This window comes from Tamlana sp. 2_MG-2023 (assembly GCF_030548465.1).
In the GTDB taxonomy this organism is placed as follows: Bacteria; Bacteroidota; Bacteroidia; order Flavobacteriales; family Flavobacteriaceae; genus Pseudotamlana.
The window spans coordinates 504,991-525,069 of record NZ_JAUOSF010000002.1; the positions used below are offsets into that span (position 1 = coordinate 504,991).

18 protein-coding genes are annotated in these 20,079 nt (G+C 29.0%); 17 read left to right on the top strand and 1 reads right to left on the bottom strand.

Features of this window, described 5'->3' with window-relative positions:
- Position 1: 1 nt before the first annotated feature.
- The gene (locus Q4566_RS05270) at positions 2-391 is read right to left on the bottom strand and encodes a hypothetical protein (protein WP_303419198.1); all 390 of its coding nucleotides are present in this window, start codon (positions 389-391) and stop codon (positions 2-4) included.
- A gap of 94 nt (positions 392-485) precedes the next feature.
- On the opposite strand from Q4566_RS05270, the gene xerA reads away from it, so the two are divergent.
- From xerA to Q4566_RS05355, 17 genes are all read left to right on the top strand, one after another.
- Positions 486-1,616: a site-specific tyrosine recombinase/integron integrase gene (xerA, locus tag Q4566_RS05275; protein ID WP_303419201.1), complete on the top strand. Its 1,131-nt coding sequence runs from the start codon at positions 486-488 to the stop codon at positions 1,614-1,616.
- A gap of 114 nt (positions 1,617-1,730) precedes the next feature.
- Positions 1,731-2,552, top strand: a complete 822-nt coding sequence (locus tag Q4566_RS05280; protein ID WP_303419203.1) for a hypothetical protein — start codon at positions 1,731-1,733, stop codon at positions 2,550-2,552.
- A 154-nt stretch (positions 2,553-2,706) separates the two neighbouring features.
- Positions 2,707-3,267 (top strand): hypothetical protein, encoded by a 561-nt coding sequence (locus Q4566_RS05285; protein WP_303419205.1) that lies wholly within the window; start codon positions 2,707-2,709, stop codon positions 3,265-3,267.
- 223 nt (positions 3,268-3,490) lie between these two features.
- Positions 3,491-4,225 (top strand): hypothetical protein, encoded by a 735-nt coding sequence (locus Q4566_RS05290; protein WP_303419207.1) that lies wholly within the window; start codon positions 3,491-3,493, stop codon positions 4,223-4,225.
- 225 nt (positions 4,226-4,450) lie between these two features.
- Complete coding sequence (locus Q4566_RS05295) at positions 4,451-5,200, top strand: hypothetical protein (protein ID WP_303419210.1); 750 nt, start codon at positions 4,451-4,453, stop codon at positions 5,198-5,200.
- Between the two features lie 170 nt (positions 5,201-5,370).
- Complete coding sequence (locus tag Q4566_RS05300; RefSeq protein ID WP_303419213.1) at positions 5,371-6,783, top strand: P-loop NTPase fold protein; 1,413 nt, start codon at positions 5,371-5,373, stop codon at positions 6,781-6,783.
- 174 nt (positions 6,784-6,957) lie between these two features.
- Positions 6,958-7,467: a hypothetical protein gene (locus tag Q4566_RS05305; protein WP_303419216.1), complete on the top strand. Its 510-nt coding sequence runs from the start codon at positions 6,958-6,960 to the stop codon at positions 7,465-7,467.
- Positions 7,468-7,648: 181 nt separating this feature from the next.
- The gene (locus tag Q4566_RS05310; RefSeq protein WP_303419219.1) at positions 7,649-8,560 is read left to right on the top strand and encodes an alpha/beta hydrolase fold domain-containing protein; all 912 of its coding nucleotides are present in this window, start codon (positions 7,649-7,651) and stop codon (positions 8,558-8,560) included.
- 225 nt (positions 8,561-8,785) lie between these two features.
- On the top strand, positions 8,786-9,382 hold the full coding sequence (locus Q4566_RS05315) for a hypothetical protein (protein WP_303419221.1): 597 nt from the start codon (positions 8,786-8,788) through the stop codon (positions 9,380-9,382).
- A gap of 205 nt (positions 9,383-9,587) precedes the next feature.
- A complete protein-coding gene (locus Q4566_RS05320; RefSeq protein WP_303419224.1) occupies positions 9,588-10,343 on the top strand; it encodes an ABC-three component system protein in 756 nt (251 codons plus the stop codon).
- A 2-nt stretch (positions 10,344-10,345) separates the two neighbouring features.
- The gene (locus Q4566_RS05325) at positions 10,346-10,579 is read left to right on the top strand and encodes an ABC-three component system middle component 7 (protein ID WP_034062228.1); all 234 of its coding nucleotides are present in this window, start codon (positions 10,346-10,348) and stop codon (positions 10,577-10,579) included.
- Positions 10,563-12,164 (top strand): DUF2326 domain-containing protein, encoded by a 1,602-nt coding sequence (locus tag Q4566_RS05330; protein ID WP_303419228.1) that lies wholly within the window; start codon positions 10,563-10,565, stop codon positions 12,162-12,164. The genes Q4566_RS05325 and Q4566_RS05330 overlap by 17 nt, the downstream gene beginning before the upstream one ends.
- 275 nt (positions 12,165-12,439) lie before the next feature.
- Entirely contained in the window at positions 12,440-13,078 is a 639-nt protein-coding gene (locus Q4566_RS05335; protein WP_303419231.1) for a hypothetical protein, read from the top strand.
- A 146-nt stretch (positions 13,079-13,224) separates the two neighbouring features.
- A complete protein-coding gene (locus tag Q4566_RS05340) occupies positions 13,225-16,704 on the top strand; it encodes an SMEK domain-containing protein (RefSeq protein ID WP_303419233.1) in 3,480 nt (1,159 codons plus the stop codon).
- A 207-nt stretch (positions 16,705-16,911) separates the two neighbouring features.
- Positions 16,912-17,340 (top strand): hypothetical protein, encoded by a 429-nt coding sequence (locus Q4566_RS05345; RefSeq protein ID WP_303419236.1) that lies wholly within the window; start codon positions 16,912-16,914, stop codon positions 17,338-17,340.
- A gap of 1,347 nt (positions 17,341-18,687) precedes the next feature.
- The gene (locus Q4566_RS05350) at positions 18,688-19,353 is read left to right on the top strand and encodes a hypothetical protein (protein ID WP_303419239.1); all 666 of its coding nucleotides are present in this window, start codon (positions 18,688-18,690) and stop codon (positions 19,351-19,353) included.
- The gene (locus tag Q4566_RS05355; protein ID WP_303419242.1) at positions 19,350-19,871 is read left to right on the top strand and encodes a hypothetical protein; all 522 of its coding nucleotides are present in this window, start codon (positions 19,350-19,352) and stop codon (positions 19,869-19,871) included. The genes Q4566_RS05350 and Q4566_RS05355 overlap by 4 nt, the downstream gene beginning before the upstream one ends.
- Positions 19,872-20,079: the final 208 nt, after the last annotated feature.

The following is a 20,079-nucleotide window of genomic DNA, read 5'->3' on the forward strand; positions in this document are numbered from 1 at the left end:
GCTATATTTTAGATTGTTCCATGTACTCTTGCCATAGAATTAAAACGTATTTGTTTTTACTATTTTCAGTAATCCTCAGAAAGCCAAATTCATATACAAAAAGATAAACTTCTCCTTTCTGATTTTTCCAATAGTGCGTAAAATAGTTGGGGTTAAAACCTTTTTCTAGTAATAATTCGGCTCTTAAAGTTACTTTACCACCTTTGTTATATTCTTTTAATATTTTCCTGTTTAGTTTTAACTGATTGTCAACTTTATTATAAAAACGTTCGGGCTGCACTTTTGCTTGCTGATATTGATAGGCACTTTTGCATTGTACATCACAGAACTTTTTATCTGTTCTTCCGGTTAATTCACTTTTACAGTATAAACAATTGGTGTAAAACCTCATAATAATTAATTTATCGGTATAATATACGAATGTTATTCATATAAAACACCTTTAAGTCATATCTGACCTCTAATATTGCATAAAAATTAAAATTATGGAAAAAGGTAGAAGCATCACATTAAAACACCTTTTAATTAAAGATATAAAACAAATAGGTTTACAATTTACAACCGACAAAGTTATACATGCCCTTGTAAAAGAACTTCCCGATGTAAAATGGAGCAATGAATTTAATATGGCATATATTGTAAATACACCAGGAAATCTAGATCTCATTTTTAAAAAGTTTAAGGGCGTTGCCTGGGTAAATGGTCATTATTTTTTTGACAACAAACCTATTAATGAGCATAGTGAACCAATGGATATTACTTGGTTTAGAAACCGTGCTCTTCCTAAAGTTTACAGGCTTTGTCCTACCTCGTATTTAGACAAGCTCGAAATTAAAAAGTATGCCAACAATACCATAAAATCTTATATCGTCGCTTTTGAACATTTTATCAATTATTATCCAGATAAAGAATTGATTGCTATTAATGAAAATGATGTTAGACAGTATATTCTAAAATTAGTACAAGGTGGCAAATCGGATTCTTATATAAACATGTCTATTAATAGTATAAAGTTTTACTATGAATCGGTTCTTGGCATGCCTAATCGTTTTTATAAAATTGAACGTCCTAGAAAGGAAAAGAAATTACCTCAAGTACTTTCTAAAGAAGCCGTTTTAAGGATAATAGCTCATACCAATAACTTAAAACACAAATGTATTGTAAGTTTATTATATTCCTCTGGAATACGCCGTAATGAGTTGGTTAATTTAAAAATTACTGATATTGATAGTTCACGCATGCTAATTCGTATTCATGCTGCTAAAGGAAAAAAAGATCGTTACACACTCCTATCACATAATTTACTGAACGATTTACGAGCGTATTACAAGCAATGGAAACCAAGAACCTACATTATTGAAGGTATGTATGGTAAACAGTATTCGGCGCAAAGTATAGGACGTGTTGTTACGAATGCTGCAAAAAGGGCTAAAATCCCTATAACCGTGACTCCTCATATGCTTAGACATAGTTTTGCAACCCACCTTTTGGAAGATGGTGTGGATTTAAGGCAAATTCAAGTTTTGTTAGGTCATAGCTCTACCAAAACCACTGAAATTTACACACATGTAGCTACGACTGCTTTTAAGCAGATTAAAAATCCGTTGGATGATTAAAAACATATAAAAGATATATACCACATATATTTCATATACCTTATATTTGGGGATATATAGAACATAATGTTCTATATAGTATTGTTAGGGTACATTTAGAGAAACCAAAAATCAATGAGATTTACAATTTTACTAACTACTTTCCTTCTCTCGCAACTGACCTTTTCACAGTCAATAGCAAGTTTTAACACCAATAATACAAAATACATTGAGAACGTAAATTTTGCTCAAATTATTGAAAAAACGAGTTTTTATAATTCGGACGGAATTCAAACGGAAATTGAGCACAAGAATTTCAATAAATCAATGCAATTGACAAGCCTAAAAAGGTTCAATGATGAAAATAAATTGATTTGGCTAAATATATATAAATATGACAGTTTACAAAGGCGAGTGAGACTTGATAACAAAAGATGGATAAACTTAATCGGATATCAAACAAAACATACTGAATATAAATACGACTCAATCGGCAATTCTGTTCAGATAGATTATAATTATCAAAAACAAATTTCGAATATTGCCCAATATTTTTTTGACAAAGAGAAAAACTTAATCAGACTTGAGAACTTTGCCGGTAATGGTAGTTTAATTGGTTATGAAACAGCAAATTACGATTATAAAAAAAATATTGTAGCTATCAATCAATATAATAACAAAAACGAGTTAGTTAACTCCAATAATAGAGCAATAAGTCATTCTGGAAACAAAAAGCAAAAGTCTTCGAATAAATATAATGAACAAGGAGATTTAATATTTTATAAGAGAAATTGGAATGATAATGATAATGTTTGTTACACTATAAAATATAAGTATGACAAAAAAGGAAATTGGATTTCTAAAAAAAGATATAGCCATATACTGACTCAAAACGGAAAGTTGAAAAATAAAAAAACAAAAATGATTAAAACGAGAAAAATAAAATGTAGAGAATAAAAAACGTACCCTAACACCGTATATAATTTATTGCTAGGTTCTCGCCTACTTACGAAAATCCTCTCGGATTTTCTAGTCAGTTTATATTTGCTAAATTAGGTGATTAAAACCCGCAACAAACCATATACATAATCCGTTATAGCACATTCAAAAAATGACTGAAATTGAAGAAGATTTTCTAAATATTATTAATGATTTAAAAGATAAAATTGATCAGCCTACTAAATATAATAATAAAAAATCTGCGGGTTTAATAAGACAATTATTATTAGATGACTATCCACTCATCGACCAAGTTAATAGTAAACATAAACTAAAGATGTCTTTTAAAGTGCGAAAACTTAAAAATGCTGAACCTGGTATTGGAAAAATGATTATGGAGGGTATAGTTCCAAAGGAAATCACAAATGAATCAGATATTGAAACTATTAATAGACAAAAATTCTTAAAATTACGTTGTTTAATTCTTCACGAACAAATATACAACGTACAAGATATTATAAAAATTAATTCAAATGTTAGAGGCGGGATTCATTCAGGCAAAGCAAAAACTGAAAAAGAAAAATTAGCAGTTGAAATGATAAATACTGGACCTAAAATTGGATATAAAAATGGAGAGCCAGCTGATGTTACTTTAGGTTTAGTACATCCAATTGCTAAAATTTTATTAAAATCACTGGAAGAATTAGAATATAAAATAAAAAACGCGCTATAACACCGTGTATAAAACATAGCTAAATTAGGCTTTCCCAGAGGTTTTTGCTTGTTTCCCGAGTCCGCCAAATTTTTAATTTGGCTTTTACGTTTGACAATTTAAAAACAAAATTAAAAATTTAGCTCTGTTTTAGCCTTAAATATATTACCTTTTTACACGCTACGTTCCATACACATCAACGTTATGCGTAAGCACGAAAAACCACACTTCTAAATTATACCGAATGAAGAAAATTTTAGACTTTAAAACGTTGATAGCAATTATTGGTATCGCTTTACCAATAATTTTATTTATCGTTTCAAAAGATATAAAAGAATTATCTTTTAAAAATATAGCTGTAACTGAATTAGTTTCTGACAAGAAAATATCAGACGAATCAATTAAGGTGTTTTTTGATAATGAACAAGTATTTAACTTATATTCTATCTCATCCGTTTTGACTAATACTGGAAATGTTCCTATAATTAACTCAGAATTATTGAATTCTCTACACGTAAGCTTTCAAGATTCTGTTAAAATTTTGAAGTATACAATAAATACTAAACCATCTAATATAAAATTAGACAAAGAGTCACAGTCAAATAATACATTGATATTAAAGCCTGACTTACTCAACCCAAAAGACAATATTCATATTAATTTTTATGTTACATCACCAAACGAAAAAGTCCTTCCTAAAATTACATCTCGAATTGTTGGTGGAGAAATTTTAAACCTTAATATGGATGAAGATATCAGGCAAAAATCAGATTTTAAAAACAAAGCCTTTGCGAGTTTTGAAGGAACTATTTATTGGATGTCTTTGATATATACAATAATTTATATTTTTATTGTTTTCTGGGCTATTTATATCAATAAGGATATGAATTTAGACACATCTCTAAGCAAATTTTTGACGTTTTTCTTTATGAGTTTAGGGCTTATATGCTCGATATTATATCTGATTCAAACCAAATAAGCCTACGCATAACACCATGTATAAAACATAGCTAAATTAGGCTTTCCGAGAGGTTTTTGCTTGTTTACTAAGTCCGCCAAATTTTTAATTTGGCTTTTACGTTTGACAAGTTAAAAACAAAATTAAAAATTTAGCTCTGTTTTAGCCTTAAATATATTACCTTTTTACACGCTACGTTCCATACACATCAACGTTAGCTTTAATGTTGAAAAACCGCTTTACATAATGAATTGGAGCTCTGAACAAATTGAATTAGTTGAAAGTCGAATTCTTTTAATTAAACAACTAATTGAGGCTAAAGAACATTTCAGAGGTCGCGATAAAATAAAAAACTTACCTGACAGGTATTGGACGCATTCTTATAAAGATTATGCGGCTTTAAGGGTGTATCTTGCACTTACTTGTTTTGATATTTTAGGACAGCCAAATGATTGGATGGACTTTAATAGCTGGTTGCGAAGCAAAAAACGAAAAAAAGAAAGGGAAGAAATTATCGATAAAAGTTTAACTTATAATTATTCTGAATTTATTTTAAGTGTTAACAATGAGTATAATAAAATCTATGGTGTGAAAAGCTCTTTTTATAAATTTATTCAAGAAGTTTTAAGTCAAGAAAATAAACAAAAACTTTTTGATAGTATAAAGACAAGCATACAATTAACCCCTCGTATTGTAAAGCCAACTGGAACAACTTTAGCAACTGGAAGAGAAATAAAACTTCCAATTGAAAGAAAAGAAAAATTTCTATTTAATATTAGAAATTCATTTACACATAAAGGAGTTTCTATTGCTGATCCAGCTGGTGGAATTTTCGATAATGAAAAACCAAGTCTTTGGCCACCAGATTGGAAGCCTAAATGGGGATTTAGCGGAATACACAAGGAAACTATTAATGGAGATCTAATAACATTTTCTGTTAGGAGATGGCCATTTATTCTGATTGAAATAATTGAAGACACAATAAATAATAAATAGAAACACTAAAGCTAACACCGTGTATAATTAATTGCTCTGGTAGTTGCTTATTTGGAAAATTCCTTCGGAATTTTCTCGCGTTCGTTTTTGTTTACTAAATTAGTTGCTTAAACACGCAACTAACCATACACAAAACCGTTACCTGCAAGCTGAAAAAACATCGCGACCGAATGAATATTAAGCACTACGAAATTGAAATAGAACCTGCAAATCCCTTTGCGAATTGCAAATTAGATAGACAAAAATATTCAGGAATCTTAACCAATATTATCAACTCATATCCATATGGTTTTGTACTTGGCTTGAACAATAAATGGGGAACTGGAAAAACTACATTTGTGAAAATGTGGGAACAGGAATTAAAAAACAACGATTTCCAAACTTTATATTTTAATGCTTGGGAAAATGATTTTGAAAACAATCCTCTCACAGCATTAATGGGAGAATTAAAAACACTTACAACAAAAGCAACAGAACCAGCCTTTAAAAAAACCCTAAAAAACGCATCTTCTCTAACTAAGCATATTGCACCAATAATAGCCAAAGCGATAGCAGATAGATACATTGACACAGAAGGAGTAAAAGACGCCATAATAGGAGTTACTAAAGGACTATCTGATGTTTTTGAAAATGAAGTGAACGAATACCAAAACAAGAAAAAAAGTATTTCGGATTTTCGACAAAGTCTCTCGGAATTTATTGCAAATACAAATGAAGGGAAACCTCTAATATTTATTGTGGATGAATTAGATAGATGCCGACCGAATTATGCAGTTTCTATACTCGAGCAAATAAAACATTTCTTTTCAATTCCAAATATTGTTTTCATCTTATCGATTGACAAGGAACAACTTGGTAATGCAGTTAAGGGTGTTTATGGAAGTGATGATATAGATGCTGATGAATATTTGAGAAGATTTATTGATTTAGAATATTCTATTCCAGAACCAGAAGTAGATGTTTTTTATAAATATTTATATGACTACTTTCAATTTGATGAATTTTTTCAATCATCCGAAAGGTCAAAATATCATGAATTAAAATCAGACAAATCAAATTTTCTTCAGACTTGTAAACTACTTTTTACAAATGCCAATATTCCATTAAGACAACAAGAGAAAATTTTTGCTCATTCAAGATTGGCTTTAAGAAGTTTTGAAGTTAATATGTATGTTGTACCACATACTTTTCTTTTACTCATATTCATAAAAATTAAACACAATGAATTTTATGAAGAATTGAAAAGTAAGAGTTTAAGTATAAAAGAGGTTCAAGATAAGTTTATATCAATAATTAAGGGTAAGATAAATGAAGAAACTGAAACACAATTAATGTGGCTTGAAATCCCTTTGATTAACGCCTACAATAATTATTCGCAAGAAAGATATCATAGAAAAATATTGTATGAAATAGATAAAGAAACTGGACAGAACAAAGCACTAATCAGTTCGATTATTAAAGAAAATTCCGAAATTGAGGTTATGCATATTTTAGAAAGTATCAATAGAGTTCGTGGTGTTGGCTCTTTAGATTTATCTCATTTCATCAAGAGAATTGACTTATTAGAAGATTTGAAAACATAGAAAGCCTGCAGGCAACACCGTATATGCTTTATTGCTAGAGTTCTCGCTTACTTACGAAAATCCTCTCGGATTTTCTATTCCGTTTGTTTTTGCTAAATTACATACTTAAACCCGCAACAAAGCATATACATAACCCGTTGGCAACAAGCTGAAAAACGAACTCAACGAAAACAAATGAACTCAAGAACAATCGAGAAAAATATTGGAAAACCGACAAAAATCGATTGGAAAAAACCGAAAGCAATTGGAAGTTCATCATTTTATCTAAAGTCTTTTAAAGCAAAAAATAATTCGACGGAATTTATAAAAGAAAACTCTAAATGTAGTTTTGAAAAATATTCAGGAGGAATTCTTTTAAGGTCAAACTTGTCTAATAAAACAAGTGCGTTGACAATAAAAGAATCGGAAATTGAATACATAAAATTAATACGTGGAAAAGAAAGCGTTGAACCTCTGACTTTATCACCAATGTGGATTATGTTGAAATTAGGAGTTTCTAAATTAATTGCGAGATATTTTAGAATTGTGCTAGGAGAATATTCAATAGAAGAAATGAAATTAAAAATCGAAACTGAAAATCAAAATATGGAATTCACGCAAAACGGATATATATTTGAAAGACAATTGAGTTTCTTTAAAAACCTGAACTACGGAGAAAAATTAATAATTGAAATGAACGAATAAAATAAAAATCGGAACGAAAAAAAGAAAGCCTGTTGCCAACAACATATATAATTTATTGCTGGCTAATTGCTTACTTACGAAAATCCTCTCGGATTTTCTTGGTCTGTAATTATTTACTAAATTAGTTGCTTAAACCACGCAACAAACCATATATAAACACGTTGCCCACAATTTAAGAAAAATGCAGAAATTCATTATAATTTTAGCTTTTATTACAATTTCTTGCAAAGGACAAACCGAGAAAACTACCTCGAATGAAAAGTCTTCGTCCGAAATTATTACAACATCGGAATTTAAATTAATCAAAGCTGAACATCAAAAAGGACTGTTGATTTTATTTCCCTGCTTCCCTTGCGACGCTGAAAACACATTAAACGAATTTAAGATTTCAGATATTAGCGTTAAAAATGGATTTTCAGTTTTGGCAATGAACTTAAACGAACTCTTGTATCTTAAACCAAAAGAGAAACAAGAATTGGCTGAACAACTAACGAAAATAATTAGTGAATATAATTTGCCAAAAAAGAACATATTTGTTGGAGGATTTTCGAGCGGAGGAAATGTGAGTTTAACTATCTGTGATTATCTCGTGAAAAACAAAAGTCAAATTCAACCAAAAGGCGTTTTTGTTGTGGATTCGCCAGTTGACCTTTTGGGACTTTACAAAACAGCAGAAAAAAATTTAAAACTCAATTTTTCGGAACCATCTGTTGCGGAATCAAAGTGGATTAAAGAAATGTTAGATAATGAGTTTGGAAATCCAGAGAACGGAATCACCAATTACGAACTGAACTCGCCTTATACATTGGAATCCCAAAATATTGAGAACCTTAAAGGTTTAGAAAAATTAAAAATCAGATTTTATATAGAACCTGATTTAAAATGGTGGAATGAACACGCAAAAAACGATTATAAAGATTTAAATGCTTTTTACATTCAAAAATTATCCGAACAGTTTAAAGCCGAGTTTGGAGAAAATAATATTGAGCTTATAAAAACAGAAAATCGAGGTTATCGAGCAAATGGGGAAAGACATCCACATTCTTGGTCGATAGTAAATGAAAAAGATTTAGTAAATTGGTTGACCGAATAAAAAAACTGTGGGCAACAAAGTATATAAAACATAGTGCGAGTCTTTGCTAACACGAAAGTTAGAGCATATTTGCAAGGTCGCCAAATTTTTAAATTTGGCTAATTGAGAAAAGAAAGATAATTAGAAAAATTTAAAAATTCGGCTTGTGCTAATCCGAAACGTAATCGCTCATTTTTCAGCACTACGTTTCATATACAAGACCGTTAGGCATTATTAGAGAAAACGATGAAATTTGAACCTACAAATACTAAAACGGATAAAATCAAATGGCTGATTTATATAGTAATTGGATTTTGTGCTTTAATCTATATTATCAAATACTCTGAATGGAATTTCTTTTTTAAGTTTTTAACTTCTTTTCTTTTAATTATAAACCTATTGTTTGATATCTATTATTTAACAAAGATAAAACCCTTTATTACGAATATTGAACTGAATGAATCCTTTCTAACTATAAATAGAATCAATAATAAAAGTAAGAAAACTCAATTATCGAATTTAAGATACTCAATTAGAAAACAAAAATTTGACAAACAGAAAACAGAAATTGAAATAAAAGAAAAAAAAGGGTTTAAATTTAAAACGATTGAAAGATTACACATAAAAAACTGGAATGAAATCTTTGAAATTGAACAAGAATTAGAAAATCATAAAATACCAAGAGTTGAATGGAAACCGCAAACTATTTGGAAGAAATATTGGGGGATTTTTATAGATTTATTTTTTCTGACTGTTGGAGATGGAGATATTGGAATGTATGATTACCAAGAAAGATTGAACAAAGAATCGAATAGAAATAAAATCAAAAACAACAATGCCTAACACCGTGTATAAAACATAGCTAAATTAGGCTTTCCGAGAGGTTTTTGCTTATTTGCCGAGTCCGCCAAATTTTTAATTTGGCTTTTACGTTTGACAAGTTAAAAACAAAATTAAAAATTTAGCTCTGTTTTAGCCTTAAATATATTACCTTTTTTACACGCTACGTTCCATACACATCAACGTTAGCAACAAGGCAAAACAAACATTGAGCAAACCAAGAAGAAAAATACAACCGAACGAACAACTGATTTTACATTCAGAAGTTAATGGAATATGTCCGCTTTGTCCGACAACATTAATCTATGAAAAAAACGGAAAGAACCAGAAAGGATTTGAGATTGCTCATATCTATCCATTAAATCCACTTCCAAAAGAAGTAATTCTTTTAAAAGATGAAAAATTATTGAATTCGGATTCAGACCACGGAGATAATTTAATTTGTTTATGTAATCCTTGTCATAAAAAATACGATAAAGATAAAACTGTTGAAGAATATCGGGAATTATTTAAAATAAAAAAAGATATTCTTAAAAGGAAAAAGGAACAAAATATTTGGTCTAAAACAAGTATTGAAATCGAAATTTTTGAAATAATAGAATTACTTGTTGCAAAAGATTTGGAATTTGAGAACAATTTAGAATATAGTCCAAAAACAATTGACAAAAAGACAAACGATACAATTACTGTTTTAACAAAAAGAAAAATACATCAAAACGTACAAGATTATTTTTATAAAATTAGCGATAAGTTTAAAGAATTGGATTTTATAGAACCGATGACCACAGAAGTTATTTCATCTCAAATAAAAAATCATTATTTACTACTTAAAAAACAAGGAAGCAATCAAAAAGAAATATTTGATGCAATGACAACTTGGTTACAAAAACAGACTAAACAAGATAATCGTGAAGCTTCGGAAATAATAATATCGTACTTCATACAAAACTGCGAAATATTTTAAAAATGATTTATCCAAATAAAAATATTCGTTTCGAAGAATCTATAATTTATAAGATGATATCCGTTTTAGAACAACGTGAAAAATTAACTATAAATATTCACGAATTATACAATGAAACTAAAACAAAATTTAAAAGTACAGACGAATTTATAATCTCTTTAGATGTGTTATATGCTTTAGATATGATAAATGTAGACTTTGAAAACGAAAATATAGAATATGTTAAAAGAAATTAAATGCGACAAATTTATTGAACCCGTAATTGAATTTAAGAATGGATTAAATTCAATTTTAGGAGATGATATTTCAACCAATTCAATTGGTAAGTCTACATTTTTGATGATTATTGATTTTGTGTTTGGAGGCAACACTTTCCTTAGTAAAAATTCAGGAAGTATTGAGCATTTAGGAGATTTCACATTCAAATTTAAATTTAAATTTGGTAAAGATAAATTCTATTTTTTGAGACAAACTGCAAATCCAGATATTGTAAGTGTATGTGATATAAATTATAATCCACTAAACCATATATCAACTAAAGAATATACATCACTACTTTTGGAAAATTACGGTATTAGCTATCCACAAACATCTTTTAGAGATATTGTAGGGTTATTTTCTAGAATTTGGGGAAAAGATAATTATAGTGTTGACAAGCCTTTATTATCCTTTTCAAAAGAAGCAGACGAAATTTCAATTTCTCGAATCATCAAACTGTTCGGTCTTTACGATAAAATTGTTGAGACATCTAAAAAATTGAAAGACAAAAAAGATTCAAAGAAATTTTTAACTGGTGCAATAAGAAAAAATTATATTCCAAAAATTACAAAGACCACTTTTGAAAAAAACAAAAGACAACTAGAAGGTATTGAAAAGGAGATAACAAATATTAAAGAGAATATTTTAAAATTCACATTAAACATTGAAGAACTAACGAACAAAGAAGTTATTGAACTTAAAGTTGAAAAAAGTAAACTTTTAAAAGAACAGTCACTCATAGTAAATAAAATTAAGCGCCTTGATTTAAATTTAAATCAAAAAAGAATAAAGAGTAAACACCTAGATAGATTATCTGCATTTTTTGAAAATCCCAATGAAGAAAGAATATCCGAAATAGAATCTTTCCATAATAAAATCAGCTCGATATTAACTAGAGAAATAAAAACAACAAAAGAGCTTTTAGAAAAAGAAAACGAACTTTTTAACCAAAGAATAGAAGCTATTGATTTCAAAGTTTCTGCATTATTAAGTAACGTTAGTAGTCCAAAATATATCGTTGACAAAATTTATGAACTTACGATTGAATCAAATAAATTGAAGAATGAAAATCGTTTTTATCAAGAAAAAATTGATATTACCGAAGAGGTAAAAGAAATTGAAATTGACATTGATGCTTTAATTGGAGATATTCTAACCGAAATTGAAGTTGAAATTAATAAAGAATTAATAGAAATAAACGAGAAAATCCACGTTAAAGGTAAAAAAACACCTAAAATAGAATTGGGAAGAAAATCATACAAATTTGACCATTCATCTAATACAGGAACAGGAAAATCTTACGCAGACCTTATTGAATTTGATTTAGCAATTTTAAAACTAACAGTACTTCCTTTTCTAATACACGATTCTATTTTATTTAAAAACATAGAAGATGTCGCAATAGATAAAATAATTGAACAATACTCAAATTTTGAAAATCAGATTTTTATTTCAATTGACGGAATAAACAAGTACAACAATAAATCTAGAAAAATATTGAAAGAATCAAACGTGTTAGAACTATCAAAAGACAGAAAGTTATTTAATAAAGATTGGAGCTAAAGCCCAGTTGCTAACACCGTGTATAAAACATAGCTAAATTAGGCTTTCCCAGAGGTTTTTGCTTGTTTGCCGAGTCCGCCAAATTTTTAATTTGGCTTTTACGTTTGACAAGTTAAAAACAAAATTAAAAATTTAGCTCTGTTTTAGCCTTAAATATATTACCTTTTTACACGCTACGTTCCATACACATCAACGTTCTACACCATTTGAAAACAAACACCTCTAATAACGATAAACGTATTTTCTATTTCCTAAAATTTGGGAATAAAGAAAATATGACTGATTTATTAGAAAACGGAACTATCTATTTTAATACAATCGAATACTTCAGAAAATTAGAGGAGCAAATCGCTCGTGGAGATAAATACGAAGGAACTACAAATATTAAGAATTATCACGAGTATGATAAACTGAAATTGACTCTGACAATTCCAGAAACAGGAAAAGAAATTGAGCTTAATCCCAATAAATTTCATTTACGAGAATTTTTGACCGAAATAAAAGGAAATTTATATTCAATGTATTGTATTAAATCACCTGATGTAATGGAATCGGATTATAAAATCGATCAAAGAGTTAAAGAATTTGGAACTCATTTTGTAATTATCAAAAACGTTGTGAAATTTTTAGACTTAATATGCGAAGAGATAGAAAAACAAGATATTTCTTATCGAGCAAAAATTGTCAAATATTACGAAAAAGAAAAGATAAACGGAGAAATAACGTTATTTGACAAATCAACTGAATACGAATATCAGAAAGAATTCAGAATAGTTTTATATACGAATGAAATAAAACCAATTGCATTGAAAATTGGAAATTTAACCGAAATTGCTGAACTTTTTGAGATTAAGGCAATTGACGATATGAAATTAGAATGGACGAATAAAAACGGTGTAGAACAACGTGTATAATTAATGGCTAGTTCTAGCCTACTTACGAAAATCCTCGCGGATTTTCTATCTGGTTTTTATTTGCTAAATTAGGTGCTTAAACACGCCACTAATCATACACAAAACCGTTACCTGCAAGCAGAAAAAAACCAACTGCATCAAAAAATATGAACAGCTCAATTGAAAATAATCTTCTTGAATATGTTAGAAAAATAGACAACGAAGGTGTTTTTAATAAGCACGATGAAAAATTAATCGCAGAAGATTTTTTTATGCGACTTTTTGAATTAATCTACGGTTGGAAAAGTCTAGTTAACTTAAACTACACGGAAAAGAATGCAGAAGGAATTGACTTGTATGATATCAAAAAAGGTATTGCTATCCAAGTCACAGCAATTCAGAGTAACGAGAAAAAAAAGATTGAAAAAGATACTGTTGAAAAAATACTAAAATATCACAGTTCAAAAAAAATAAATCAAATAATCGGCTTCTTTATTAGAGATAACAAAGCACTAGAAAAGATAAGTGAGATTGAACTTTCTAAAACATATGGTAGAAGAATTTCAATAAAAACAACAAGACAAATAATTGGCGATTTTCAAAAAATAATTTCTACAGAAAAGAGAAAAAGAATTGAAGAAATTGTCAAACAAGAATTATCTTCTGAATTTAATGGATTAAGTAATTTTTGTTCGTTTATACCATTTGACAAAGTCATAACATCAACGGAGTATATTACACCAGAAAATGCCATTTACTTTTCCGAATTTGAAAAAAAGAAAATCAAGGAGATTGCCTCTCTTTTTAATAAAAACAAAACCAAAGAGTACGCTATACTAGGAAACCCTTGTAGCGGAAAATCAACCTTTACAAAAGCAATTGTTAGAAATTTAATTCCTTACTACAAAACATATATTTTAGACCTTTCAAATCCCGATTTAAATTACTCGAAAAGAGATTTAATGATGGAGATAAATCAACTTTCCTTTTACCATTCAATTATAATTCTTGAAAATGTCCACGATAACGTAAACTTATTTAAAGAACTACGTCAAAAAATCGCCAGTTTTGAATGGATAAAAGGAATCTATATTTCAAGATATTATAACTCATTTAGAGAAGAAGACAAAAACTCAATTCTAAATGTCTTCAAAGACATATATCAATTTAGATATAATCCAGATTTTGAATTTGAAGAAAAAGTTTCAGGAATTATCGACAATAGAGTATATCATTTAAAAAAAGAATTTCCTGATTTTGCTTGGTACAAAGGAGATTTTAAAACCATCTTAAAAAACACAGATAGTAATCTATTAAAACTAAATATTGCAATTGAAACTTGGATTTCATCAAACAAAAAAGGTAAGAATCTTAAACTTGACCAAGTTAACAATGACAATATTTATTCCTACTTTTTTGATGCTCATAAATTAAATGAATTCAATACGGCACTTCTATTTCTGTATTCTTATTTGTTTAGCCACGATATTTCATTTTTAAGAGTCAAAGGAAAAAATGAAGAGTTTGCAAAACTTAAAGAAAAGGGAATTATAATAAACTACACTACTAGTGATTATTACTATTTTCCACATAAAGATTATGCAAGTTTAATTCATCTAACCTTAACTAAAGAAAAAGATTTAGAAACAAAAGATTTAATAGGATTACTCATTAATTATCTTGACAATTACAAAACTGAATCAGAGTTAAATATTACTGAAATAGTACTAAAATTGTATGCGTCAGGGCAATTCGAAATTGTGAAAGCACTATTAAATGAAACTAAAGTTCTTGAGCTAATTTCAATTAAATTCGATAGTAATATTCGAAATTATGAAGTATTTGAATTGCAAAAAATATTTTTCCATTCATTTGATATGCTGAACAACAAAAATCAATCAGCTTATTACTCTCTTATTATAAAGTATTACTCAAAATACAAACTTGAACTTTATATATCAAAAGATTATTCTGTTTATAGCAATTTGCTTCAAATTGCTAATCAATTAAATATAGAGTTAGGAAATATTATTAGAACACTCCGAACAAACGAGCAGGCAAATACAAATGCCATTTCGGAATTAACAATGCGAATTAGCAAAAAGAAAGCAACCCCAGAAACCGTAAATAGAATTCTTAATTCTTTTCATTTTCCTGAATGGCTATCTATGATAGAAAAATTGCCTACTCTTTCAAGAATCACAAACTCATTATCTGAATTAAATACTTCGCCTTTATCAAAAAAATTATTGCTCGGAATTATTAGACATTTAAATATTAAAGAACTTGTCAAAAAAGGAAATAAATTAAAAACTGTTCAAATTGGTAAGTCAATCAGAGAGTTAGAAAAAATTGATATTGCTCTTGGTACAACGATTGCAAAAAAACTTCTTGACCAATTATCATTGAATCTTAATACATCTAATACAAATCTATCAGATTTCGCAAAAAGTTTATCAGATTTATCATCAATTGCTCCAGATTTAGTGAATTTAGAATTGAAAAAGAGTTTTGACAATGGAATATTTTACAAATTACTTGAAAATGAACAAAGCTTAAGTAATATTTCAGCTAGAATACTTGAATTAAACACTACCATTGTTTCTGACAAAGAAATTTTTTACGAAATAATAAATCGATTTTTAATTTCTTCTAGTTTCAACATATTACTACAAAGCGAGCGAAATATAAACAGTTTACTAATATTCTATGAATTAGTAAAAAAGAATGAAATCGAGATTAAAGGAATTACACAAAAGGAACTTTTAGCTATAACAAAAAAACAAATATTAAATATTGATTTTGACGTTGCAATATTATCGAATCCTAAAGTATTAAACATTCAAGAATTAAAGGAGAAAGTAAAAAATGAAATATCAGCTGAATTACTAAACAAGGTTTTAGATGGTTCAAAGTTTACTGTTATGGAATCTTTATTCCTTGTTTTAACAAGGGTTGACAAAGAAAAAACTATAAACGCATTGAATATGTCAGATTTAAATATCCTTCGTAATTCAATGTGTCACAAAGAACTTAATATAAGTCAATCAACCGAAGTTCTAAATAAAACAAAGAATAAAACATTTGTAAATGATAATTTGAATTCAAATTTATTTTGCAGTAATCTTTTAGATAAATACTTAACAATACAACGAGCAGACGAATATCAATATGGAAGATTGAATTTTGGAGATTATTTAAAGGCTTTTGACTATTCTCTAAAAATTGATTTTAAAATAGCAATAAAACATTTTGAAAATGATTTTCTTAAAAAATTAAAAATATCGAATAACAAAAATCTTACTATTTCATCTTTGTTCCAATCTTTGAGAAGAATAGAAGAATTGACAGATAGTAAGTATAATAAAGAAATCAGAGCGTTTCTAAAACTTTACAAACCAAAATTCTTAAATGGAATTAAAAACGAGAATTTAGCAAAAACAACATCAGGACTTGTTGAATTAAGTAAATGTGATTTAAAAGATTTCGCAGACGAATTACTTTATGACTCAAAGAATGTTATTTTATTAAAGATTAAACAATTGAATGGAGACAAAATTTTAAATGCAAAAATATTTCCTGACATAGAAAAAATAGCAATTGGAAAAGCAAAAATCCTATTGACGGAAATAAAAGCCAGCAGGTAACACCGTATATAATTAATGGCTAGTTTTAGCTTGCTTACGAAAATCCTTGCAGATTTTCTATTTGGTTTTTATTTGCTAAATTACGCGCTTAAACACGCCACTAATCATACACAAAACCGTTGGCAGCAATTTGGAACAATCCCTTAAAATAATAAATAAATGCTAATAATTAAGTATTGTGAATAACCTTAAATTAAACTTCAATAAATGGATATAGCTTGGATTATTGTGAAATTTATAATTGCGAATATTTTACTGTTAATGATATCATCGACTTTGATTGGAATTATTTTTCGTGGAATATTTAAACCGAGAACCGATAATTCAACTAGTGAATATGTCGCTGAATTGTATGAAAAAAGAAGAAAAAGAGGTTTAACTTCTGCTATAGTTACTTCTGTTATAACAATTATTTTATTTTTTTATCTATATAAATATACTAACATCTATATAATAATAGGAATTATTTTGAACATGATTTCGAGAACAAAAGATTTATTAAATGAAATAAGAACTGGGATTAAGACAACAAAAAGAAACGTGTCAAATGATAGATTGGATTTGGTCCTAAGCATTGTGACTTTTTTAGGAGTTGCAATTTTTAATTATGGTCTATATTTGATGTGGATAAAATAAAAAACTGCTGCCAACATTGTATATAAAAAATTGCTATTTTTAGCTTAACCAATGTTAGTTGCTTTGTTTGCTTGCATCTGATTTTCCTTCGGAAAATCCTCGCACTCAAACACGCAACATTTCATATACGTAACCGTTATGTGCAACGTATCCACTCTGCTGAAAAGCATATAATCCCAAAATTATAACGTAAAAAGCAAAGCGCAATCGGACTAACTTACTCAGCCGATTTCGGACTTTAACGATACGAAACTGTTGCGACGGACTGATCCAAAAAACGGAAAATTTCTCATAAAATTTAGTAGTTTAAGAATCTGAATATTAAAATGTGATTACTCTGCTGGTTTCTGCACGAATCAAAACGCAACTGTTGTATCGCACTGTTTAGCTAAACGGCATATCTTTGTATAATAAAAGTGAATAAGATCGTGAAAATCACTCAAACTGGCTTACTCAAGCGGCTTCTGACCATTGCAATGCGCAACTGTTACGGCGGACTGACTTTCTGGGCGGCAAATTTTTGCGGAATTTAAGGGGTTTAATACGCAAAAAAATATCAATTTTCTCAACACAAAAACGCGGCACATAACAAAATGTAAAATTCATTGCTTACTTTAGCGTTAAGTTAATGTGCTGTACTTCTATCCAACTTCGGATTTCCAATCGGAAATCCTACTTTCTTAGTCGCAACGCACCTTACATGAGACCGTTGTGTGTAACGCCTCACTCCTATCTAAAAAGCTCGATTCCTTAATATCTGGCTCCAAAAAACTCTTATTTCCTCAAAAAATAACAGAACTAATTCTCCTGGAATCTAAGCGAAAACAAACTTTAAAAATATAGCGCAATCGGATTCTGTTCACTCATGCGGTTTCGGACACTAGCAGAGCGCAATTATGACGTAATTCGGACTTTTAGACTGCTAAAATATGCCTAACGGAGCTCTAAAAAACTGATTCTGCCTACTCAGACGACTTCGGACACCAATATTACGCAACTGTTGCGGCGGACTGAAAATCTTGACGGCAAATTAGTTCGTGACAAAAATGAAGTTTAAAATCAAAACGTAAGTTTTACGGCAAATCTCCCGCTAAAAACAAATTTAAAACCCTTAATTTTAGACGTTTAAAGCACAAAACAGATAAAAAAAGCGCTACACACAACACAGTGTAAAGTACATTGCTTACTTTAGTACTTCTAATAATGTGTAGTACTGCTATTCAAATTCGGATTTCCATTCGGAAATCCTAACTAATTAGCCGCAACGTACCTTACACGAGACCGTTGTACTGCATTTAAGAAAAACATTGTGCATAGAATAAAAATTCGAAAAATTGAATAAAATATATGTTTGAAACCATCCAAGAATTAATTACCAATCCGCTCATTGCATTTATAGGAGTTATTCTTTTATGGGGTTTATTTTATATTCTTTTTTTGAGAGCATTCAAATTGAAAGAAATAACTTGGATTCGATTAGAGTTCAGTTGGATTTTCGTTGGAGTATTTGGATTATTGTTTTTAGTTGCGGAAAATAGAAAAAACAGAAGTACAAATGAATTAGAGCTATACAGTAATTATGTGCAGTCTAATTTGTCTGACTTAAACAGTTATTCTGGAATTCCAAATCATTGTTTCAAGTATAATAACAGTGGAGTTTTACCTCAAAATGTATTCGACCTAAGACAAGCTGAACAAGACTCAGTTTGTAGCTGGATGAAAAGAATTCATCAAATTACATCAGAATCCATTGCGAACGATTATAGTTCATTGCCAGATTTACCAATTCTAAACGTCACAAATTATCAAACTTCGACAGATTACGAATATGTTTTAGTTTATTTCAACCGAATAAATGAACTAACTAAAAAAAGAGATGAATTAAGAAAAATAGTAAATGACACATTTTGGGAAGGTTATAAATATACTTTTGGTATTCTATTCTTAATTATTGCTTTTGCTATTAGATTGACATTAGTTAGCAAGAAAATTATGGACAAAAAAACGAAATGAATCAAACCTTAATTATAGCTATCTTATCACCAATTCTGTTAACTGTAGGCGGAATTATTTCTTGGATTATTAAATCTAAAAAAGAAGACGTCCTTAACTCAGAGGCTAAATCGAGAGAATTTAAGATAGAAACTTATAAGATATTATTAGAACCGTTTATTGCAACAATGACTTTTACCTTATCAGAAAAAGTTAAACAAAGAGAAATAAATAAGCTTACAACATTGGAATATAAGAAAGCTGTATTTGATTTAACAACATTCGGGTCTGATAAAGCGATACAGATATTTAATAAAATAATGCAGACCTTTTTTCATTCAGACATTTATAAAGATGAGAATGGTGAATACACTTCTGATTATGGAAACAGATTGATTGCATTACTCAGCGAATTATTGTTGCAAATTAGAAAAGACTTATATACTAAAAAGACTAAATTAAAACGATCTGAAATGCTTGAATTTATGATTACAGATATGGAACAAACGAAAGAAATTATTAACGAAATGAAGTTATAAAAACGCAGTACAACACCGTGTATAATTCATTGCTAGTACTCGCCTACTTACGAAAATCCTCGCGGATTTTCTATTCGGTTTGTATTTGCTAAATTAGTTGCTGAAACACGCAACGAAATCATACACAAACACGTTGTGTGTAACGCCTCACTCCTATCTAAAAAGCTCGATTCCTTAATATCTCGCTCCAAAAAACTCTTATTTCCTC